The organism is Mycoplasmopsis bovigenitalium, from assembly GCF_900660525.1.
Lineage (GTDB): Bacteria > Bacillota_I > Bacilli_A > Mycoplasmatales > Metamycoplasmataceae > Mycoplasmopsis > Mycoplasmopsis bovigenitalium.
Window position 1 is genome coordinate 210,736 of sequence record NZ_LR214970.1, and the last position, 18,785, is coordinate 229,520.

Below are 18,785 nucleotides of genomic sequence, written 5' to 3' on the forward strand. Positions count from 1 at the left end.
TCCTTTCTATGCTTCTAACTGACTGGCATGAATTTGTGAATAAAATTCGCAATTTTTAATAAGCTCTTCGTGTGTACCTTGAGCAATAATTTGTCCCGATTCCATAACAATTATTTGCTCACATTTTTTAAGCGCCCCAATTTTTTGCGAAATTAAAATAGTTGTGCATTCATAGTTGTTTGTTATGTTTTCAATAACTTTTTTAGTAGTTATATTATCAAGAGCACTTGTTGAATCGTCTAGTATTAATATTTTTGGTTTTCTTAATAGTGTGCGAGCTATTGATAGTCTTTGTTTTTGTCCACCCGAAAGATTCGTTGCGCCCTGTGTGATTGGGTGGTCTAAATTATCATCGAATTTATAAACAAAATCATATGCGCAAGCATTTTTTAATGCTTCATTTATTTCTTGGTCGCTTGCATCTGGTTTAGCTCATTGCATATTTGAACGAATTGTTCCCGAAAAAAGCATTGGGTCTTGATAAACAATTCCGACTGTTTGTAGTAGTTGCTCTGTGTTAATTTGGTTAACTTCTTGGTTGGCAATCTTAATCGAGCCTTCATCATACAGGTAATTATTTAGTAATAATGATACAAGCGTTGATTTTCCCGATGCAAATAAACCAATAATGCCAAGCGTAGTTTTATAGGGGATAGTTAAATTTATGTTTTTCAATGAGTAATTTGGATTATCTTTGTAGTATTTAAAATTTAGATTTTCTATATTTATGTTATAGTCAATATTTTTGCCGTCTTCAATTATGTTTAAGCCTTTTTCGACAAATAATGCATCAGCATTCGTGTTTAAAATTTCAACAATTCGTGTTGCAGAAACTCTTGCACTAAAAGCAAAACGTAGAAACATTGTAATTAACAAAATACCAAAACCAATTATTCATAAGTAGTCGATAAAAATATTTACTTGAACAAGGGTATTTACTGTGGCATTTTTTGTAATAACTTCATTTCTTGCTCAGAATAATATCCCAATTTGAACAAAGTTCATAACTGCAAAGAAAATTGGATATAAAATTGATACAGTTGTATTGAATGAAACGTTATATTTTAGTCATGCTGCATTGGTTGTATTGAATTTATCTAGCCTTTTTTGTTCAAGATTATAAGTTTTGATTGTAGAAGCCCCCTTGATGTTTTCATCAATTTCCTTGGTTACTTCTTCAATTTGTTGTTGAACTTTTTTGATTTTTGGGCTTGATATTTTTCCAATTGCAAACAATATTAAAAATAGTAATGGGACAACTAATAATATTATTAGCGCTAATATTCAATTGACAAAGAATGACATTATCGCCCCACCAATAATCATTAAAAATCCTTTTAACATTGTTCTTAGACCCGAAACTAAAAAGTCTCAGAAAACTGCAACGTCATTTGAAATTTTTGTCATTATTGATTCAGGTTTTAAATCAGAAATGTTTTTTAGACTCAAATTATTGATTTTTTCAAACAATTTAACTCTGTAGAAATATGAAGCCCGTTCACCAGCTCTTACATACATAAATGTTGTTAAGAATGATAACAATCCAACAACTAAACATTGAATAAGTATTATTCCGATTAATCAATTTCGTACATAATCTCTGTCTGCTTCATTGAATAAGATTCACCCTTTTACAACTTCAATAGTAATTTTTTGCTTTTGGTCGTCAAAAATTAATTTAATAAACTGTGAAATCATATTTGGAATAAAGAAGCTTATTATTGATGTAAGAAATATTAAAAAGCCGCCAAAAATAAATTCAAATTTCACTCTCTTTGGCAAAATAGAAATTAGTTTGAGCATAACCCCCCTTTCCTTTTTCTTTTGTAAAATGAATTAATTAGTTAATTTTGAATATTTTTTTACCTAGTTTAATATATTCATCAATTAATGATTCAAAGTATTCGAAACCTACTTTATAGAAATTATCATCTTTTAAATCTACATCTACTGATTTAAGTGTGTTTAATGGTCAATCTCTATCACCGGCAGATAAAAAGTTATTAATGTATTTTGTTAAAAATGACTCTCCTTCTTTTTTATATTTGCTAAAGAAGAAGTTTGCAACAAGTTGGCCAATAGCATATTTGTAAACATAGAATCCGTAGTAAAAGTGCGGAACAGTTACGCAAGCTATTTGGTCATTTTTATTGAATTTTGTTTTCTTTGTTGAATATTTCATTGAATTTTTGTGGTAAATTTTCGCCAATGATTCATAACTAGCGCCCACTTCACCATTTTCAATTGCTTTATACAAATCAAATTCGTAGTTTGCTCAAATAGTTTGACGATAAACTGTGCCAATAAATCCATCAATCATACTTTCGATAATTTTGAACTTGAATAAATTACTTTTTGAATTTTTTAACAAGTGGTCATATAACATTAATTCATTAAATATCGAAGCTATTTCTGCTAAAAATATTGGGTATGCAGCATTGTGCATTTCATTGTTTTTATCACTAAAATATGAATGCATTGAGTGGCCTAGTTCGTGTGCTAACGTTTCAACAGAACGCAAGTCTCCATCAAAGTTCATTAAAATATATTTTTTGTCCAATCCATAGGTAGAACCAATTGAATATGCACCAGACATTTTGTTATCAATAGTCATAAAATCAATTCAATTTTCGCTGTATGATCGTTTGATTGTGTTGTGGTATTCTTTACCAAAAGGTTCAAGGGCATCTAAAACAATTTGTTTCATTTGCTCTACTGTATATGTTGATTTTACATTTACTAGTTCTCTAAATGAGTCATATTTTGGCCGATATTTTTCTTTGAATTTGGCCTCATAAAATTTTTTAAATCATTTGTTTCTTTTTGCTACTAATGTTTTTAGTGAGCTAACTTTGTCAAAAAGAGATAAAAGTAATTCTTCATCAACTCTATCAGAATATGTAAGCATTTGTACTGAGTTTTTATATGATCTAATTTTTGCATTTGTGCCAATTGAATTAAATTGTTGAAACAGTAAATTTGCTAGTGAGTCTTTGTGTTTTAAACTAGCATTTTTTCAATTAATTGCCGCGTTTTTTCTTAGTACTGAATCATTTGATTTCATTAATTTTATTCTTAGTGCAGGTGATAATTTGTGTTTTTTGCCTTTTGAGTCTAACGGATAACCATAATCAAGTTCTGCATCAGTAATTAAGTCAAAAACGCCTTCATAAGAGGGTTGAGCATTTGCAAGTTTAACAATATATTCTTCAACATTATCATCTAATTTGTGAGAATAATCATCAATTGACGCTTGCAGTAATTTTTTATAAGATTTTAATCTATGATCATTGACTCATTCTTTCATTTTTTCAATGTTTTTGTAAAATCTTACAGTTTCAGAACCAAGTTGCTCAGAAATATTTTGGTTAATCAAATCTCACTGGTTGCTCAATTCATTAAATTGAGTATTTGTAAGTTCTCTGTTCAAATTATTTGAGATATAGTTGCTTATTTTATTGTTTAGAATTCCTACATTGACTGAATAATTTAGGTAATCTAAATAATTTTCAATTGAATCGTATTTTGAGTCTTTAACTTCAATTGAGTATTGCATAGCTTGTTTATATTCATCAAATAGATCGTTAATTGTCTTACCGTCAAGTAGATATTCTAGGTCAAAAAGATATTGTTTTTCAACTTCTTTTACGTTTTTATATTGTTTCATATTACCCCCTATTTTTTTATTATTTTATTATATTACAATAGTCTAAATTAATTTATTTATATAAACACTTAAGAATTTAATCTAATTCAATAGTAATAATATTGATATAGGTAAAAAAATAAGATAAATATTTAAAAATTTTTGCTATATTTTTTTGGATGAGTAAAATTCGGGCGTGTTGCTTGCAAAGCAATTTAATATCGTAAATATTATACGCTATTTTTGGATATTTTTTTACGTTGCCAAAATTTTTTTCTCCTTTACGTGCGCGCGCACACCTTTAAAGGCAAGATAAGACTGGCAACAAAGAGCTACTAACCGTAGCGCCAGTTTATCTTGCTTATTACTTTGTAATAAGAACCTTTAAAAATTTGGCACAAATTTAGTGCCAAAATGTCACCAAATTTAAAATTTGGCACAAAATTGGCAACAAAGACGGCAACATTAAGTTTTTATATTACGTAGTAATATATAATATTCAAAATTTGGCAATAATGCTGGCACAAAATTGGCACTATACCTATTTTTTACGATTATTTACTAAAAATTATCCTAAATTTTTTTCATCTGATTCTATAAAAAATGTTGCTGCATTTTTAAGTAAATTATGATAAATTACTTTCATTTTTATGCTATTTCTCGAAAATAATGAACCTTGCTTTTTGATAAATTTCTTAAAAAAGTTATAGACAAAATGCTCAGTATAACTTTTTTCAATGATTAAATTTCCCTCGTTATTTCATATATTTTTACAGTGATTATTAATGTATTTAAAGAGTATTCTTGCTTGTTTTATAAAAGATTTTTCTATATTTTTTTCTTTCGCTTCAAGTAAAAAAGTGGCTTTTAATTTCATAAAATCTTCATATTTTAGGTTAAAATTTTTTTCAAAAATTGCACTAAATAAATCAACTCAACGCGCTCCGTATACCTTACTAAATCAGTTTTTATATAGCATTTTATGGTTCTTTGAATTGAACTTTTTATATCCAAATGTTTCATTAATTTTTCTAAATAAATGAAAATAATCAAGGCTATATTTAACCTTAATATCACTAGCAAAAAGGCTCATTCACCTTGCTCCATCACCTTTTAAAACTACTTTTTTCCTTTTAATTTCTAATTTTTTTAACTCATTATTTATGAATTTTTTAGTAAAAATAGAGTCATTTTCTAATGTTTTTTCACTAATATTTTTAGTAAAAAAGTAGCAAATTGCACTTGCTTTTTTAGTGTCTTTTTTAGCGTTTTTACCTATAAAATTTTGATGTAATATTACCTCTCTAATTCGCATTTTTGGGCGGTATTTTGAACCTTGAAATCTAGTGTAAAAATCGTCAACTTCGATATGAATTTTCTTGTAATTTTTTTGCTTAAATACCGACGTATTTTCGTTATATTTTTTGTCATTTTTTTCAAAAATTTGCTGCGATATTTTAAAGCGTTTTTTCATCTCATATAGCAACTGTTTAGATGGTTTTAAACTAACTAATTCATTAGGTAATTTTTGATTATTTAAATCACTTATAATACAGAATTTTATTAAATCAAAATCATATTTTGAACATTTTAAACGCTTAATAATATCGTCGTGATAATGCGTTATTCGACGTTTTTTGCCCCTTGCATCGATATATTCATACATCGTATAATTTAGTTTAAAAATACCTCCAAGCGTTATTCAACACTTGGATTTTCTTTTAGAAATTTTTCATTCTGGGTGTAATATAAAACGATTTTTTGTTCTAAATTCTTGTTCAATCTCATTTAATTCTTGTGCTTTTTTAGCATAAAAATTACTTAAATATAAGTCATTGTTAAATATATTAATATGAAAATCCATAGCATAAAAATTATAAAAAAAACATAGTACAACTATGCTTTAATATACATTACATACGCATTGTTCTGCGTTTTTGGATTTGGTGATTTCGTTCTTTTTCGGGTTCTTGCGAATTTTGATTTAAAAGGTTTCTGGACTTTAATTCTTCATCAATGATTGAAGTGTTTTCAACACAATATCTTTCTTTAATAAATCAAGTAGATATCTCTTCCATTGGTCAACCAGAATTGCCGAATATTTCTTTACTAAAATCTTTAAACTCATTGCTAAAAACACTTTTATCAATTCATTCAGTTAATGATTCATTTTCATAAGCATTTTTGAATTCTAAAAGTTCATTATCTTTTACATTAAAGAAAAAATGGTCTTGTTGAATTTTAGTTAATTTGTCTGAATTGATGCGAAATTCATCATAAAAATTTAAACTTGTTCTTCTTTTACCTCAGGGAAGAGTGAGACTACTCCATATAGTTCCATCTGATACTCTATAACCTTTAAATTCTTCTGTGTTAAGAATATCTCTTTTAACTAAATCGATAATTTCAACGACATTATAACCTTTATCTAATAGTTTATTATCATATAGATAATGATAAATGGGGGCGTAAATCCTATCAACCTTTAATTGTTCTTTTGCTATATCTATTCCAGCGTCAACTGGGTTTAGTTCAACTCTTGTGCGGTTTGTTCGATGATAACTAACAACAAAAGCATTGGCTTTTCTAATTGTTTCAGTTTCATTATTATCAAATAGATTTTCTCATCATCCTTGTTCTTGCTCAAAACTTGCTTTGCTTGCATACAATAATTCTGGTTCAATAATAGGTTTTTGTTTATCGTTGTATCCTGTAATACTTACATTCATTAATGAGATATGATCATTTTTAAAGTTCTTCTCAATCTCAGTGATAATTTGCATCGCATAATTGAAAGGTAGTTTATCTACTCTTGGAAAATTATCTTTTCCATAAGCGATTTTAAATTCTTTTTCTTCCATTCTAAAAATTTGTGAACAATCTACAAGACTATCACTTTTAAATAATGAATACGAAGCAGTTGCATCTGCGGGAATAAGAATTTCTGTAGGAAATCTGACTTTTTTTGATTCGTATATATTAGCACTTCGTGCTTTAACAAAATAATACATCCCATCATTGCCGTTATATCAAATAACAATTGGATGTTCTTTAATTGGTTGTCCATAAACATTGAAAAGCATACTATGTTTTGGCATATATGGGTGAATTTATCAAATTGCATAATAGGATCTCGCTTATAATATTAAATATATTTAATATTATACAGAAAAATAAAAAAATGCCGAAATTAACGGCACATTTTCACAGAATAACTATTTAATTTTTTTATCAAAGTGTCTTACTTTAATTCATCAAGCAACAGTTATACCAATAGCAATTGTAATAATTGCTAATGGTGCTAATACTCCAATTAATATCTTTTTATTTCTTGCTTTTAGTTCTTCTGCTTTTTGTTTATCTTTTGGAGTTTGAACACTTACTTCATCTAAATCATTTATAACTTGCTTTGTAAATGTATTTTCAACTTTAAACTCATTAAAATTTTTACTTACATTATTAACTGGATTAATTCTGACAAAAAACAATCTTTTTTCGTCTTTTATAATAGGTAGACTTTTTAGGATTTCGTTCAATTTGTTAATATCGACAGTGTAATCAACTCCATATTTAAGTTCGTATTTGTCGTTTAAATACTTGTTAATATCATTAATTATATATTGCCTTAAATTAGATAATATATTTTCCTTATAACTAAGCGTTGTTGTTTCTAAAGCACTTAAATCTATTAAATATAAATTGTTGTCTTTATCTCTAACTTCTTTTGCATTATTAGTTGCTTGATAACTAGTTAGTCCAGTAATTTTTCTGTTTATCGGTTTAATTATTATTGTATGTTTATATCCCTTACCTTTTGCTAAATTTCTTATTGCATTATCTAAATTAGCAATTTTTACATCTTTATTAAGGATTAAATTATGTTTTTTAAGTTCGCCTTGTGCATAATTTTCAATTATTGATTTTAAATGCTCAACCTTTGAACCCACAAAATTATGGTCTGGTATTTTAATTTCTTTTAAATCAATATTTTTTACAAAAATATTATCTACTACATTATTAACCTTAGCATATTTAACTCCACTTGCTTTTTTAGCAACTATATTTAATAAAGCATTGTGAATATGATTAGGATTTGTTGGTTTTATTTGTGGTACAGATAATTCTTGTGCTACTGAATTAAGATTTCTTATTTCATAGTCTTCATTATATTTAAGATTTTTTAATTGCTTGCTAATATCGCTAATAATAAATTTTTTAATTTCTTCAATATTATCTAAGCCATTTAATTCGATTGTTTTAAATTCAACATTCTCAAAAATATTTTTATGGGTGCTTGGTTTTGGTTTTTCTGCTCCTTTATTTGGTTTTTCAAATTCTTCTATACCATTTGTTTTAAATGTAATTAGCGGTATTGAAAAGGTTTTATTTGGCACTATTATTACATTATTATCTATACTGTTTTTTAAATCAACTTTAATAGTTAGTAATTTAATAAAACTATTAAATTCAACACTAAATGACAATGCTTGTAAATCTTGCTCATTTAAATCATTAAATCATTGTTCTTTGTTTTTATAAATAGCATTAACAAAATCATCTATAAAATTATTTGCCGCAGTATCTATAAAATATTGTCTATTAAGTTTTAAATTAATAATCTTTTTATCTACTTGTTTTATATCTTTAAATTTAACCTTTAAAAATACTTTGTTTTGTCTTAGTTGGTAAATATCTTCATATGAATTTAATTTAAATGTAATATTAACGCCTGAATTATCTTGTGCTAATTCAACTTTTTCGATATTAACTTTATCTTTATTATTAAATTCGCCTAATAATTCAGTTTCGGCAACTTTTGGATCTTTGAATTTTTCTAAAAATTCGTCAACTGTATATTTATCATCTGGTATGGGTTTAATAATGGGGTCAATTGTAATATACGTATTAAAAGTATATTTATAATAAAGTTTTTCAATATATTGCTTGTAATGTTCCATTACATCTTCATAATTCATTTTTAGTATTTCTGCTTCACTAATGCCAACTGACGTTAAATAGTTATAGAATGCAATTCCTCTTTTAGTTTTTCAAAGCGGTTCAATTTGTCCACTATCTAATACAACATTATCCGTGAAGTATGAATTAGGAGGATTATTTATATCATTTGTGCTTGCTCCGGGTTCTTGAATAAGCACAAGTTTAAAATTAGTAATTCCCTCTTTTGATTTCGAGTGAAAAAGTCAAATTCCAGAAGTTGAAAAGTAATCTGTTTCTGTTGTTTTTAATTCTTGATAATGCACTACTGGCTCTTTATCGAACTCATATTTAAGTAAATATTTACCAGTTTTTGGGTCTTTAACTTTTTTAAGAGGGAATGCTAAAAAAGTATCTGCTTCTCCTATTATTTCTTTAAGTCCACCCTTACCAAGAACTATAGCCTCAGCAATAAATCCTCATTTATCGTTAGTTTTACCATAATTAGGACTAAATAATGTTTTAGCATAAGCCGGTAATAGAGTTTCTTTATAGTATTTTCAAGCATCGGGATTTTCTCAACTTAAATTGCCAAAATTATCTAACACATCTTTTGTAAAAATACTTTTAACTCCATTATAAGCATTTAAATCAAATCAAACTAGTTGCTTTTTAGTTCCCGTATGTGGATCAATTGTAGGGTCATAAAGCGGGTTATTTATATAATTTCCGTCTTGATCTTTCTTATATTCCCCCTTTTCATTTTTTACATATTTTTCGATTAATAATTTTTGATGCTCATTATTTTCTGGATCTCAAGCATATCACTTAAAGTCCATTTTAAGCGATTTAGAATCGATAATGATTATTTTTTCATAAATTAAATCTATATTTTTTTCAATATGTTCCTCGCCCGGTTTATATTGAACAATCTTAATTCGATATTCATTTTTACCATGCGAGTTTTCATCGGTTTTGGTTGTGTCTGTGCTTATGCCAAAATTTAATACTCTTTCAGTATCGTTTGCATCTTTTCGATTATCTGCTAATTTTTTAAAAAATAATTGGTCTAAAACATCAACTTTTTTGCCATTAACAAATAAAACTTCATTTTCTTTTTTGGTTGTATTAAATGAAATACTTAATGGCGAGTGGGCAATTCACTTACCGCCATATCAATGCTTTTTATCGCTTTGTAGTCCAATCTTTTTATCTTTCTCAACTTGTACTAATTTATCATCAACAAGTTTAGTTGAGTAATTTTCATAATCTAAATACTTACCTAAATTAATTATTAATCTTTCATTAATTTCGGCTTTTTGTGCAGATGCAGATGGCGTATATTTTATTTTTATATCACTTTTTAATAATTTTGAACCTTGAAAACCATTAGTTGATGTATCTCTCACGACTATATCTATACTATTTTTTGAATCATCATCACTATTAATCCGATAATTTATTCTTAGTTTATTATGAGGATTTGTTCTTTGAATTGATTCATTAATCTTTCTTATTTCTGCTTCTAGTTTGGATTTATTACTTACTTGTGTTGTTCCACTTTTAATTGGGGTTGTTAAATTTCCGCCAGTATCACTTTCAATTAATATTTCATTTTTAACCGCTCTAAGTGCTTCATTTCACCAACTATTATACTTTTGCAACTCATTTTTATTTCGAGTTGTGCCATTAATATTAAATCTTACAGTATCTACCCGATATCAGGTATAAAAAGCTTCTCTTGATAGGTTTTCGTCAAAATCATATTCACCATAACCCTCATATCTTTCTGTTGTCTTAAACGTTGCATCTGTGTTTTTTGTAAAAGTAATTTCAACATTTTTAATTTCTAAAAACTCTTGTGCATTTTTTATTCTTTGTCATCTTTGAGTACCTAAAATTGCTTCTGCTTCTTTTTCTGAAAATGAACCACGCAATTCATAACCATTATATTCATATTCAGCACCCACTAGTTGACCATATTCACCCGTATCTTTTTTAATTAACTTTTCATTTTTAGGAGTGAATGATAAATGTTTATATACATTTATATGAGGCATATCCAATCGATAATTTGCTCTGCTTCCAACTGCTTTTTTATAAGTCCGAAAATTGCTTGTTTCTCTAAATTTATCCGACGGGTTATTTTGAAGATCTCTTGCATTAAATTCTTCAACATATGTTTTGTCAAATTTAAAGTTTTCTCTTCATTCAGGCGGCAATTGTTGTACTTTTGCAGCAACTACCAATGGACTAAAACAAACAGTCGGTAAAATTGCCAGTAATTTAAAATATTTCTTCTTCATTATTTTTTATATTTGAATCCATTCTGCCATCAAATTCATAATTAGTATACTTTTCAAATGATTTAGCAACTTCTAGCGCTTTTTTCTGTTCTGCCTCTATTTCTTTTTCTAATTGTTTATTAAACACATTTCTCATTTGTTGAAAATAAATTGATTCATTTAATAATTTATCATCCGGTCTATTTAATAATTGTTCATTAAATTCAATTTTGTTATTTGCCAAAATATTTAGCAAAATATCGATTTTTTGGTTTGCTAAAATTGTTTCTACTTCATATTTTTCAACCGTTGTTTTTAAAGTATTTGTAAATGGATACATAGAAGCATACAAGGCTTTTCTAAAAGCATAAAACATATCTTCTTTAAGATCACGCATTACAAGTTTTTTATCTAGTTGGCTTAAGTAATTCATCAAAATGATTGACATTTCTTGCGATACACTTTTATTTTGGCTTGCTAATTCCCTTTGCCATTTTTTAAATCTTAAAATTTCATTTTGGTCATAAAGTCTGAATACAACACGAACTCCATTCTCCGCGGACTTTTTGCTATTTATTGTATTTGCATCCATATTTTTTTCTGTTTTTTTTCTTGCCATATTTTCTCTCAATCTCGCACGCACGCACATTGTGCGTATTAATATACGCGCGTGTGCGCACGTTATCTATCTATTTTTTTAAAGTCCCCTTGCTTAAAGAACAATGATTTTTCATAATCGTTATATCAAGTATCAATTTTTATTTTTGAATTTAAGTGTAATGAGATAATATTGTTTCCAATTTCTCCATCACTTAAAAATGATGTTGCTGAATCATTAAGTCCCCCGCTAAATTCATACATCTGTTTTACGGCGATAAGATCTCTATTTTTAAGTCCGAAAAATGTAGAATACTGGCAGTTCTGAACAATTGATTCTGCTTTTGGTGATACTAATAAGTCTGAGGGGCTTTGTGTAGTTAAATCTAATGATAATAAGTACTTACGCCCAGTTTTCGTTAACTTCCAGATAAAATCAAGCATAATTGGTCTGCTTACATTTACATATTGGTGTATTTCATCAATAAAGGCGATTGTGTGCTTTGTAGGGTCTTTAATTATGTTTTGGTATACCAAGTTTTGAATTAAACTTAATAACACATAAACTCCTACTGAGTTATCATCTTTACCTAATGCCATTAATTCTTTTGTATTAAATATAATAAAATCACTATCTAAATTAATATTAGTTTTAGCATTATATAAGCGTTCAAATTTACCATTATATTGGAATAAATATTTGAATATATCAAGCACTCTTGCCACTAAATCTTGTTTTCTGGCTTTTTCATAAGCATCTGCATATTGGTAATTTTCTAGTTCTGTTATTAAATCACTAATTATCGGGAAATCTAAATTGCTTAATTCATCAAGATTTTTTACATCATATACTCCGCGTTTTTGATATAAATGACGAACAGCAGTCATAATTATCATAATGTGTTCATTAGTAAAATTATCACTCACAAGTTTGAAGAAATCTTCTAATCATTCATTGTGTTTTTTAATAATTTTATAAATATTAAATTCATCTAAATTGTCTGATTCATTTTCTTCTCATATTTGAACTCTAACCTCTAATGGATTTAAACTAGTTCCAGAATCTGTTCCTAAGTTAAATATTGTTCCACCAAATTTTTTTGCCAAATATTTATATTCATTTTCGATATCAATTACATATACATTATGATTTTCCATTAATGCTTCAACAATCGATTTAGATTTAGAGGTACTTTTACCCTTACCACTTGAACCTAAAGTAATTCAGTTGTAATTAGTACGTCTAGAATTCTTTTTATAAAATCTATCAACTATTACTGGTTCGGCAGTATTAATTGTTGTTCCTAAAAAACAAATATTCCCATCATTTTGATATTCATTTTCAAAACCTCAACCATAAGCACAGTTATATGATGACATTTGCAAAGGTTCTTTTAAGTTATTTGTAGTAATGAATAATGATTGAGCAAATGCTTCAAATTGTCTGAATGGCAATGATTTAATAAAAATCTTCGCTCTACGTGCATCTGAAAAATTTTTAGATTCAATTTTTCTTAATTCTTGAATACTATTTGCTTCATTTGAAATCATAAAATGAGAATCAAACAAGTTGTTTTTATCGATTTGGATTTGATTTTCTAAATATTCTATGGCTTCAAGTTGAATATTATTACCTTTTTGGCTAAATGCAGATTTAATCATATGTGAGTTATCTTTTGTTGTTCTTGAACCCTTATCTAGAATATCTCCTACTGAATCATCAGCGATTACACCTAAGTTTCAAATAATTTTATTATTATTATTTAATAAATTATATGTTCAACCATCTTCAAGTCTTAATGGTAATTCAGATACAGTTTGCACTGAATAATATTTATCATCAATTTTAAAATAATGAGGCTTAAATACTACACTTTCAAATTCAAATAAATCTGACAATTTAATTCCGGTATTTTCAACTTTAACTTGTTTGTCATTTTTCTTTTGCTTTTTACTAAATCTTTCTTTAAATCAAGTTTTAATTAGCATTATTAAATCTTGTTTTTCAACTACATCATTATTTTTATTTTTATAAAATGGGCTTTCTTGTTGTTCAAAGTATTTTTCGATTAACTCTTCATTTACTTTTGAACCAAATTGTTTAGATAGAAAATTAATTAAACTTTTACCTTGTACAATATCGGGTTCTACATCCATTGAATTTAAGGTAGTATAAACACTTTCAATTGTTTTTGTTAATTCATTTAGTTTTCTGTCATATACAACAATATAGTAATTATCCAATAAAACATCACTGTCTAATAAATCAAAATCTTCATATTTTTCTTCATATAACTTAACAAAATTTTCAACCACTTCCTCTGACTCGTTGTTTTGTTCTAACTGGTCTAATTTTTTGTTTAAGTTTTCTTTTAAACTAATGAAATTCTTTTTGTAATCAACTAATTCTTTATATCTAACAATCGATATTTGCGAACTAATCGAATCTAAAACATTTACAAATTTTGATAAAAATGCTTCCTTATCAAATTCTGCTTCATTTCAAGGTACTCTTCCCTTGAATTTAATTACTGAAAAATATTTAATTCCACCTTTTAAAAATTTAGTTTTTACATATTTTCTGTCAATTATTGAATGATAAGGGACTAATAAATCAACTTTATTTTTAGTTCCTTTACCATATTTTTTTACTTTAAATCAATATCTAATCATTCAACCCGCTAAAACATATAACCTAACGTCATATTTAGGCACTTTAATAAGCGATGTTGATAAAATCAAGAATAATACCACTCATACTAAAAATCTAATGAATACATTGAAATTTTGGGGTAAAAATGCATATAAAATTAGAAAAGATAATATTACATTTATTAATAAAACAAAAAAGTCTAGTCAAGTATAGTTTTTAAATACTCTGCTACGAGTTTTTTTAATGTTCTTAGGTTGTAGCATTAGTATAAATCTTTACCTTTTTTTACTCTTCTATAAGTATCAATAACCGCTTGATTAGTTGCATCTTTTTTAGTTGTACGTTTTGCATTTTCAAGTAATGATTTTTGTTCTTTACTTAGAGATAAACTATCCCCACTAGATCTTTCAATTTTCTTGTCAATCAAACTTCCAATTTTTTGTCTTCTTTCAGCAATTGCTTTTGCTTCTTCTTTATTACCTTTTTTCAATAGTTTTGCCTCCTGTTTAGCCAATGCATTTTCTTTTTTAGTTAGTTGTTCTGTATCAAGTGATAAATCTTTTCTTGCTTCTTTGTATTCTTCTTTGCTAATTTCTCCTTGTTTGTATTGTGTTTTAAGGTTTTTCAAGTCCTCTCTATCTGCTTTTTTAGCAGCTAGCGCACTTTCACGTCTTTCATTAACTTTTGCGTCCAAGCCTTGTTTTGCTAATTCGTATTCCTCATTATCTATTTTGCCATTTTTAAGTTTTGCTTTCAGATCACGCTTAGCGTTTAATGCTTGCACTCCTCTTTTTCCACCTTTAACGGCAGCACCCGCTTTTGCTAATGCACCGCCGCCACTTTTCATTAATTTGCCAACTCCTTTTGCGGCAGCAAACACACCACCACCAAGTGCCATAGCACCTGCCATCATTCCTTTTGTTTCAGAAATACTTTCTTTTATTGAAGCACTTTCGCCAATAAATGCAGCAACTTCACTCGATATACTTGTTGAAGCAACAGCACCACCAACGATTACTCCTAAAATTAATAAGTATCTAACCATAATATGCAAGTCTTTTAAATCTGGAGAATTTACTCATTTAAAAGTTTGTAAAATAAATGCTCCTAAAACTTGAATAGATACTAAAAAGCCTAAAATTGAAAAGCCTTTGGCAAAATACATTTGCCCTCATTGTCTTAATCTTTTTCCATCATCCGCCATAGCAGTTGGCGCTACAAATGGCGCAATGATAAATAAGAAAAATTGTTGAAATACTTTTTGCACAACAACTAGCATACCCATAACAAGCGGTACTAATGTACTCACACTTAATAGTGATCCTAGAAAAATTAACTCAACCGCTCTTCCATCTTCAAGTTGCTTGTATTGTTCGAATTTTAAAAAGTAATTATTTTCATAAATGTATTGTCAATCTTTAAGACTAATACCTTTTAATCTTGTAGGATCATATAGATTTATAAATATTTGATAATCTAATGCTTCCTTGTCTGCACCCGTAATTAAATTAATCATAATGCCGATTAATAGGTTAAATACATATAAAACTAAAGGTATTCCTATAATTCATAAAGTTGCTAATACAGAATATTTTAATGCAACACTGACGGGGTTTGGTTCATTATCCCCTTTTCAAAAATGAAGCCGAATTAAACTTGCCGCTAATATCACAATATATATAGCAACCGATATTATTAAAAGCCTTAAAAATAATGTGGGGAATTTGCTTAATTCAAATGCTTCTGACAAGCCAATTCCGAATAATAAGTACTGTGGTAAACTAATCGCTATTAATTGATAACATATTAATATCGATTTAATTAATATAAGTGGTAATACCACTATTAAATATCAAAATATATTAAAAACACCAAATCCAATTTTATTATATAGATCGCCGATAAAGCCAGCCATTACGACGCCTTAATTTCTGCAAAGTTTCTAATCATAGTCATTAATAATGGACTAAGCGCTCATAATATAATTACCGCTATAAGAAATATCCCAACTCACTTAATTCTTTTGATTTGTGTTTGTCTAACTTCTTCATTATCCGTTTTTCCCGCTTTAAAAAAACTAATTGCCGTAATTATGATAATAACAATAGTTAATATGCCAGCAAATGCACCTAAAATAATATTTATGTATTGTTGTACTGTGTTAGCAATCGATTCTAAATTCGATTTGATATTTTCTGCACCAGCGTTAGTGTCTAACATAAAATTTGCAAATTTATTCATTTTCTTCTCCAAATATATTTACATTTAATTCTTCTTTATCAATCGGGAAAACATATTCACTTTCTTGAGTTTCATTGTTTTCACTTGTTTCTTTATTTTCTTTTTGTTTATGACTTTTTGCCAAAAAGGTTATTTGTTGACCAATTACATCTAATTTATATTTCTTTTTCTGCGTATCTTTGGCAATATAATATGACGTATCAATTTTGCCAATAACTTCGATTAAATCTCCTTTTTTACAGTATTTCAAATAGTTTTCGGCAACCTTGTTAAATAAATTAATATCAATAAATTTAACTTTATTTATTCCTTGATCAATAACCGCTAAGTTAAATCTCACTCATAAACTATTTTCTTTTCTATGTTCCTTTAATGTGTCGCTAGCAATGCGACCAGTTAGTAATACTTTATTCATTTTTCCTCCTAATTTACTAATCAAAAACTAATAATTACTCAAAGTCCAAATATGCTTAATATTGTTGTCGATAAGATAATTTTTCATTCTGGTTTTTGATTTCTTGCTTTTTCTTTTATCTGTATATCACGTGCAAAACAATCACGATAATTTTTTAATAATGTTATAAGTTGTATTATTCCAATAACCCCCAGAAATAAACAAGCGGTTATTAAATAATTTGTTTCTTTACTCATTTAACTCCAAAAAAAATGCCACCAATTACTCCTAAGGGAGTAATAAGTGGCGGATTTTTAATTCTATTTTTTAAATTTTCAACCATACGGTTTAAATTTATCTAGTATGTTATTTAATTTAGATTCAGAATAACTTCTATCCATTAAAGCAGGACTTTTTATTCCATCTATTTGTTCTATATTTTTCCATATAACTTTATAGTATTCGATATTCGGGTTGTTAGTTAAAAATGCATTTAATGGTTCACTTAATTCTGCTTCACCAAGATATTTTGTAAGGGGTAAAATTACTTGTTCATATTGTTTGTATGCTCATACATAAGTATCTCTAAAATCGCCTTTATCAGTGCCGGGGAACACAAATAATTGCTCATCAATCGTTAGTCCCATAATATGCTCTAATTTTAGATATTCAAGTAATGCTTCGCGGTACTTTCTAATCACGTCATATTTGGCAATTAGTTGTTCTTTAATTGTTTTGCTTTCATCTTTAATATCATTAAGCATCATATCTAAATAATTTAAATATGCTTTTAATAAGTTATATTGCACACTTTGCATTAACACTGACTTTGCATTACCCATAATAAAGTAATCGATGAAATCCATTCCTAATTTAGGTATCGGATTTGATTTTGAACCGGGTTCCCCCTCTTGCGGATTTCTTTTATATTCAACCTTAAAAGCCGGATCTTGCTCATAAAACAATTTTGAGAAAAGCAAATCTTTGTTTTGTTTGGTAAAAGTTGATTCAGTAGAATATTCTATATCTAATTTTCAACGCAAATTATAGCCATTGTAATAAATACCATTTTTCATAAAAATTAATTGTCGATTTGGATCTTTTTCAAGTGGTGATGTAGGGTAATAAGAATCATATTGGTGTTCGGGTCAATTCTCTCCATTTAAATGCCCCGCATTACTTTTATCTAGCGTTTTAAAGTCAAGCCATAATTTGGATTTATAATAATCTAAATATTTTTTTAAATATCCTTTATTAAGTATTTTAAAAGCAATATCACTTGAGTTTCTGTCAGTTGCTTTTACATCTTGCTCAACCTCTAACAATCCTTTAAGTTTTTTAATAAGTGCTTTTAGTTGCTCTTCACTTGCTATTGTTTGTTCTTTATCAGATAGTTTATAGCGTTTTTCTAAATCAATATTTCTTATATAACGCGAAATATAACTTATATTCGGTACTCCTTGAATCGCTATTTCTTCAACTCAATAATCTTTGATTTTTGGTATTTTCTCTTTTATTTTTTGCGAATTATTTTCTAACACATCATTAGCATAAAACACTTCATTTTCATCAAAATCATCTTCTTTATTTAACTTAAATTTAAGTCCATTATATTCAAACACTTTTGTTTTATCAACTTCTTCAGTAGGTTTATTTTGCCCGCTGCTTCCTTGATTATTTCCATCATCTGGTAAAATGATTGCTCCATTTTTACCAGATCCAACTTTCCCTCTGTTTTGCTTGTCAACAAACAATTGATAAATATTACAACTTGTCGCACATAATGGCAATAATGCTAATGGTGCTACACTTAACAATTTAATTTTTTTCATTTTTTACCCTAAAAGTTTTTATTACTTTACATCTTTCTATTTCTATTATATCCCATTTATTCTTTGCCGCTATTTTAACAACTGATTGAACCGCCACGTCTCAATTTTTCGTTGCTCCTAAGGGCTTAGTATATTTACCTTTCCTTCCCCGAATTCTATAAAACGTTTTTTGTTTATCGCTCTTCATTTTTTCCTTTATTTA

General features: G+C 27.6%; 13 protein-coding genes. All 13 read right to left on the reverse strand.

All coding sequences use genetic code 4. The features are described from left to right. Nucleotides 1–6 precede the first annotated feature (6 nt). The 13 genes from EXC34_RS00935 to EXC34_RS00995 all read right to left on the reverse strand — a co-directional run bounded on the left by EXC34_RS00935 (nt 7) and on the right by EXC34_RS00995 (nt 18,770). Nucleotides 7–1,803, reverse strand: a complete 1,797-nt coding sequence (locus tag EXC34_RS00935; protein ID WP_129687527.1) for an ABC transporter ATP-binding protein — start codon at nt 1,801–1,803, stop codon at nt 7–9. Nucleotides 1,804–1,840: 37 nt separating this feature from the next. Further along, nucleotides 1,841–3,667: a M3 family oligoendopeptidase gene (locus tag EXC34_RS00940; RefSeq protein ID WP_129687528.1), complete on the reverse strand. Its 1,827-nt coding sequence runs from the start codon at nt 3,665–3,667 to the stop codon at nt 1,841–1,843. 547 nt (nt 3,668–4,214) lie between these two features. Then, complete coding sequence (locus tag EXC34_RS00945) at nt 4,215–5,510, reverse strand: Mbov_0401 family ICE element transposase-like protein (protein WP_129687529.1); 1,296 nt, start codon at nt 5,508–5,510, stop codon at nt 4,215–4,217. Nucleotides 5,511–5,559: 49 nt separating this feature from the next. Then, on the reverse strand, nt 5,560–6,744 hold the full coding sequence (locus EXC34_RS00950; protein ID WP_246003941.1) for an Mbov_0400 family ICE element protein: 1,185 nt from the start codon (nt 6,742–6,744) through the stop codon (nt 5,560–5,562). Nucleotides 6,745–6,861: 117 nt separating this feature from the next. After that, nucleotides 6,862–10,887 carry an Mbov_0399 family ICE element protein gene (locus EXC34_RS00955; RefSeq protein WP_129687530.1) on the reverse strand — a complete coding sequence of 1,342 codons (4,026 nt, stop codon included), beginning with the start codon at nt 10,885–10,887 and terminating at the stop codon, nt 6,862–6,864. Next, nucleotides 10,868–11,485, reverse strand: coding sequence for an Mbov_0398 family ICE element protein (locus tag EXC34_RS00960; protein ID WP_129687531.1), 618 nt, complete (start codon nt 11,483–11,485; stop codon nt 10,868–10,870). Before EXC34_RS00960 ends, EXC34_RS00955 begins: the two co-directional genes overlap by 20 nt. Before the next feature lie 62 nt (nt 11,486–11,547). After that, nucleotides 11,548–14,379: an Mbov_0397 family ICE element conjugal transfer ATPase gene (locus EXC34_RS00965; protein WP_165001207.1), complete on the reverse strand. Its 2,832-nt coding sequence runs from the start codon at nt 14,377–14,379 to the stop codon at nt 11,548–11,550. After that, nucleotides 14,379–16,031 carry an Mbov_0396 family ICE element transmembrane protein gene (locus tag EXC34_RS00970; protein ID WP_129687533.1) on the reverse strand — a complete coding sequence of 551 codons (1,653 nt, stop codon included), beginning with the start codon at nt 16,029–16,031 and terminating at the stop codon, nt 14,379–14,381. Before EXC34_RS00970 ends, EXC34_RS00965 begins: the two co-directional genes overlap by 1 nt. Continuing rightward, nucleotides 16,031–16,357, reverse strand: coding sequence for an Mbov_0395 family pilin-like conjugal transfer protein (locus tag EXC34_RS00975; RefSeq protein WP_051043988.1), 327 nt, complete (start codon nt 16,355–16,357; stop codon nt 16,031–16,033). Before EXC34_RS00975 ends, EXC34_RS00970 begins: the two co-directional genes overlap by 1 nt. Then, a complete protein-coding gene (locus EXC34_RS00980) occupies nt 16,350–16,772 on the reverse strand; it encodes a single-stranded DNA-binding protein (RefSeq protein ID WP_129687534.1) in 423 nt (140 codons plus the stop codon). The genes EXC34_RS00975 and EXC34_RS00980 overlap by 8 nt, the downstream gene beginning before the upstream one ends. A gap of 8 nt (nt 16,773–16,780) precedes the next feature. Further along, nucleotides 16,781–17,008, reverse strand: a complete 228-nt coding sequence (locus tag EXC34_RS00985) for a hypothetical protein (RefSeq protein WP_129687535.1) — start codon at nt 17,006–17,008, stop codon at nt 16,781–16,783. Between the two features lie 63 nt (nt 17,009–17,071). After that, nucleotides 17,072–18,583 (reverse strand): MAG3960 family lipoprotein, encoded by a 1,512-nt coding sequence (locus tag EXC34_RS00990; protein ID WP_129687536.1) that lies wholly within the window; start codon nt 18,581–18,583, stop codon nt 17,072–17,074. Next, on the reverse strand, nt 18,570–18,770 hold the full coding sequence (locus EXC34_RS00995) for a hypothetical protein (protein ID WP_129687537.1): 201 nt from the start codon (nt 18,768–18,770) through the stop codon (nt 18,570–18,572). Before EXC34_RS00995 ends, EXC34_RS00990 begins: the two co-directional genes overlap by 14 nt. Between the last annotated feature and the right edge of the window lie 15 nt (nt 18,771–18,785).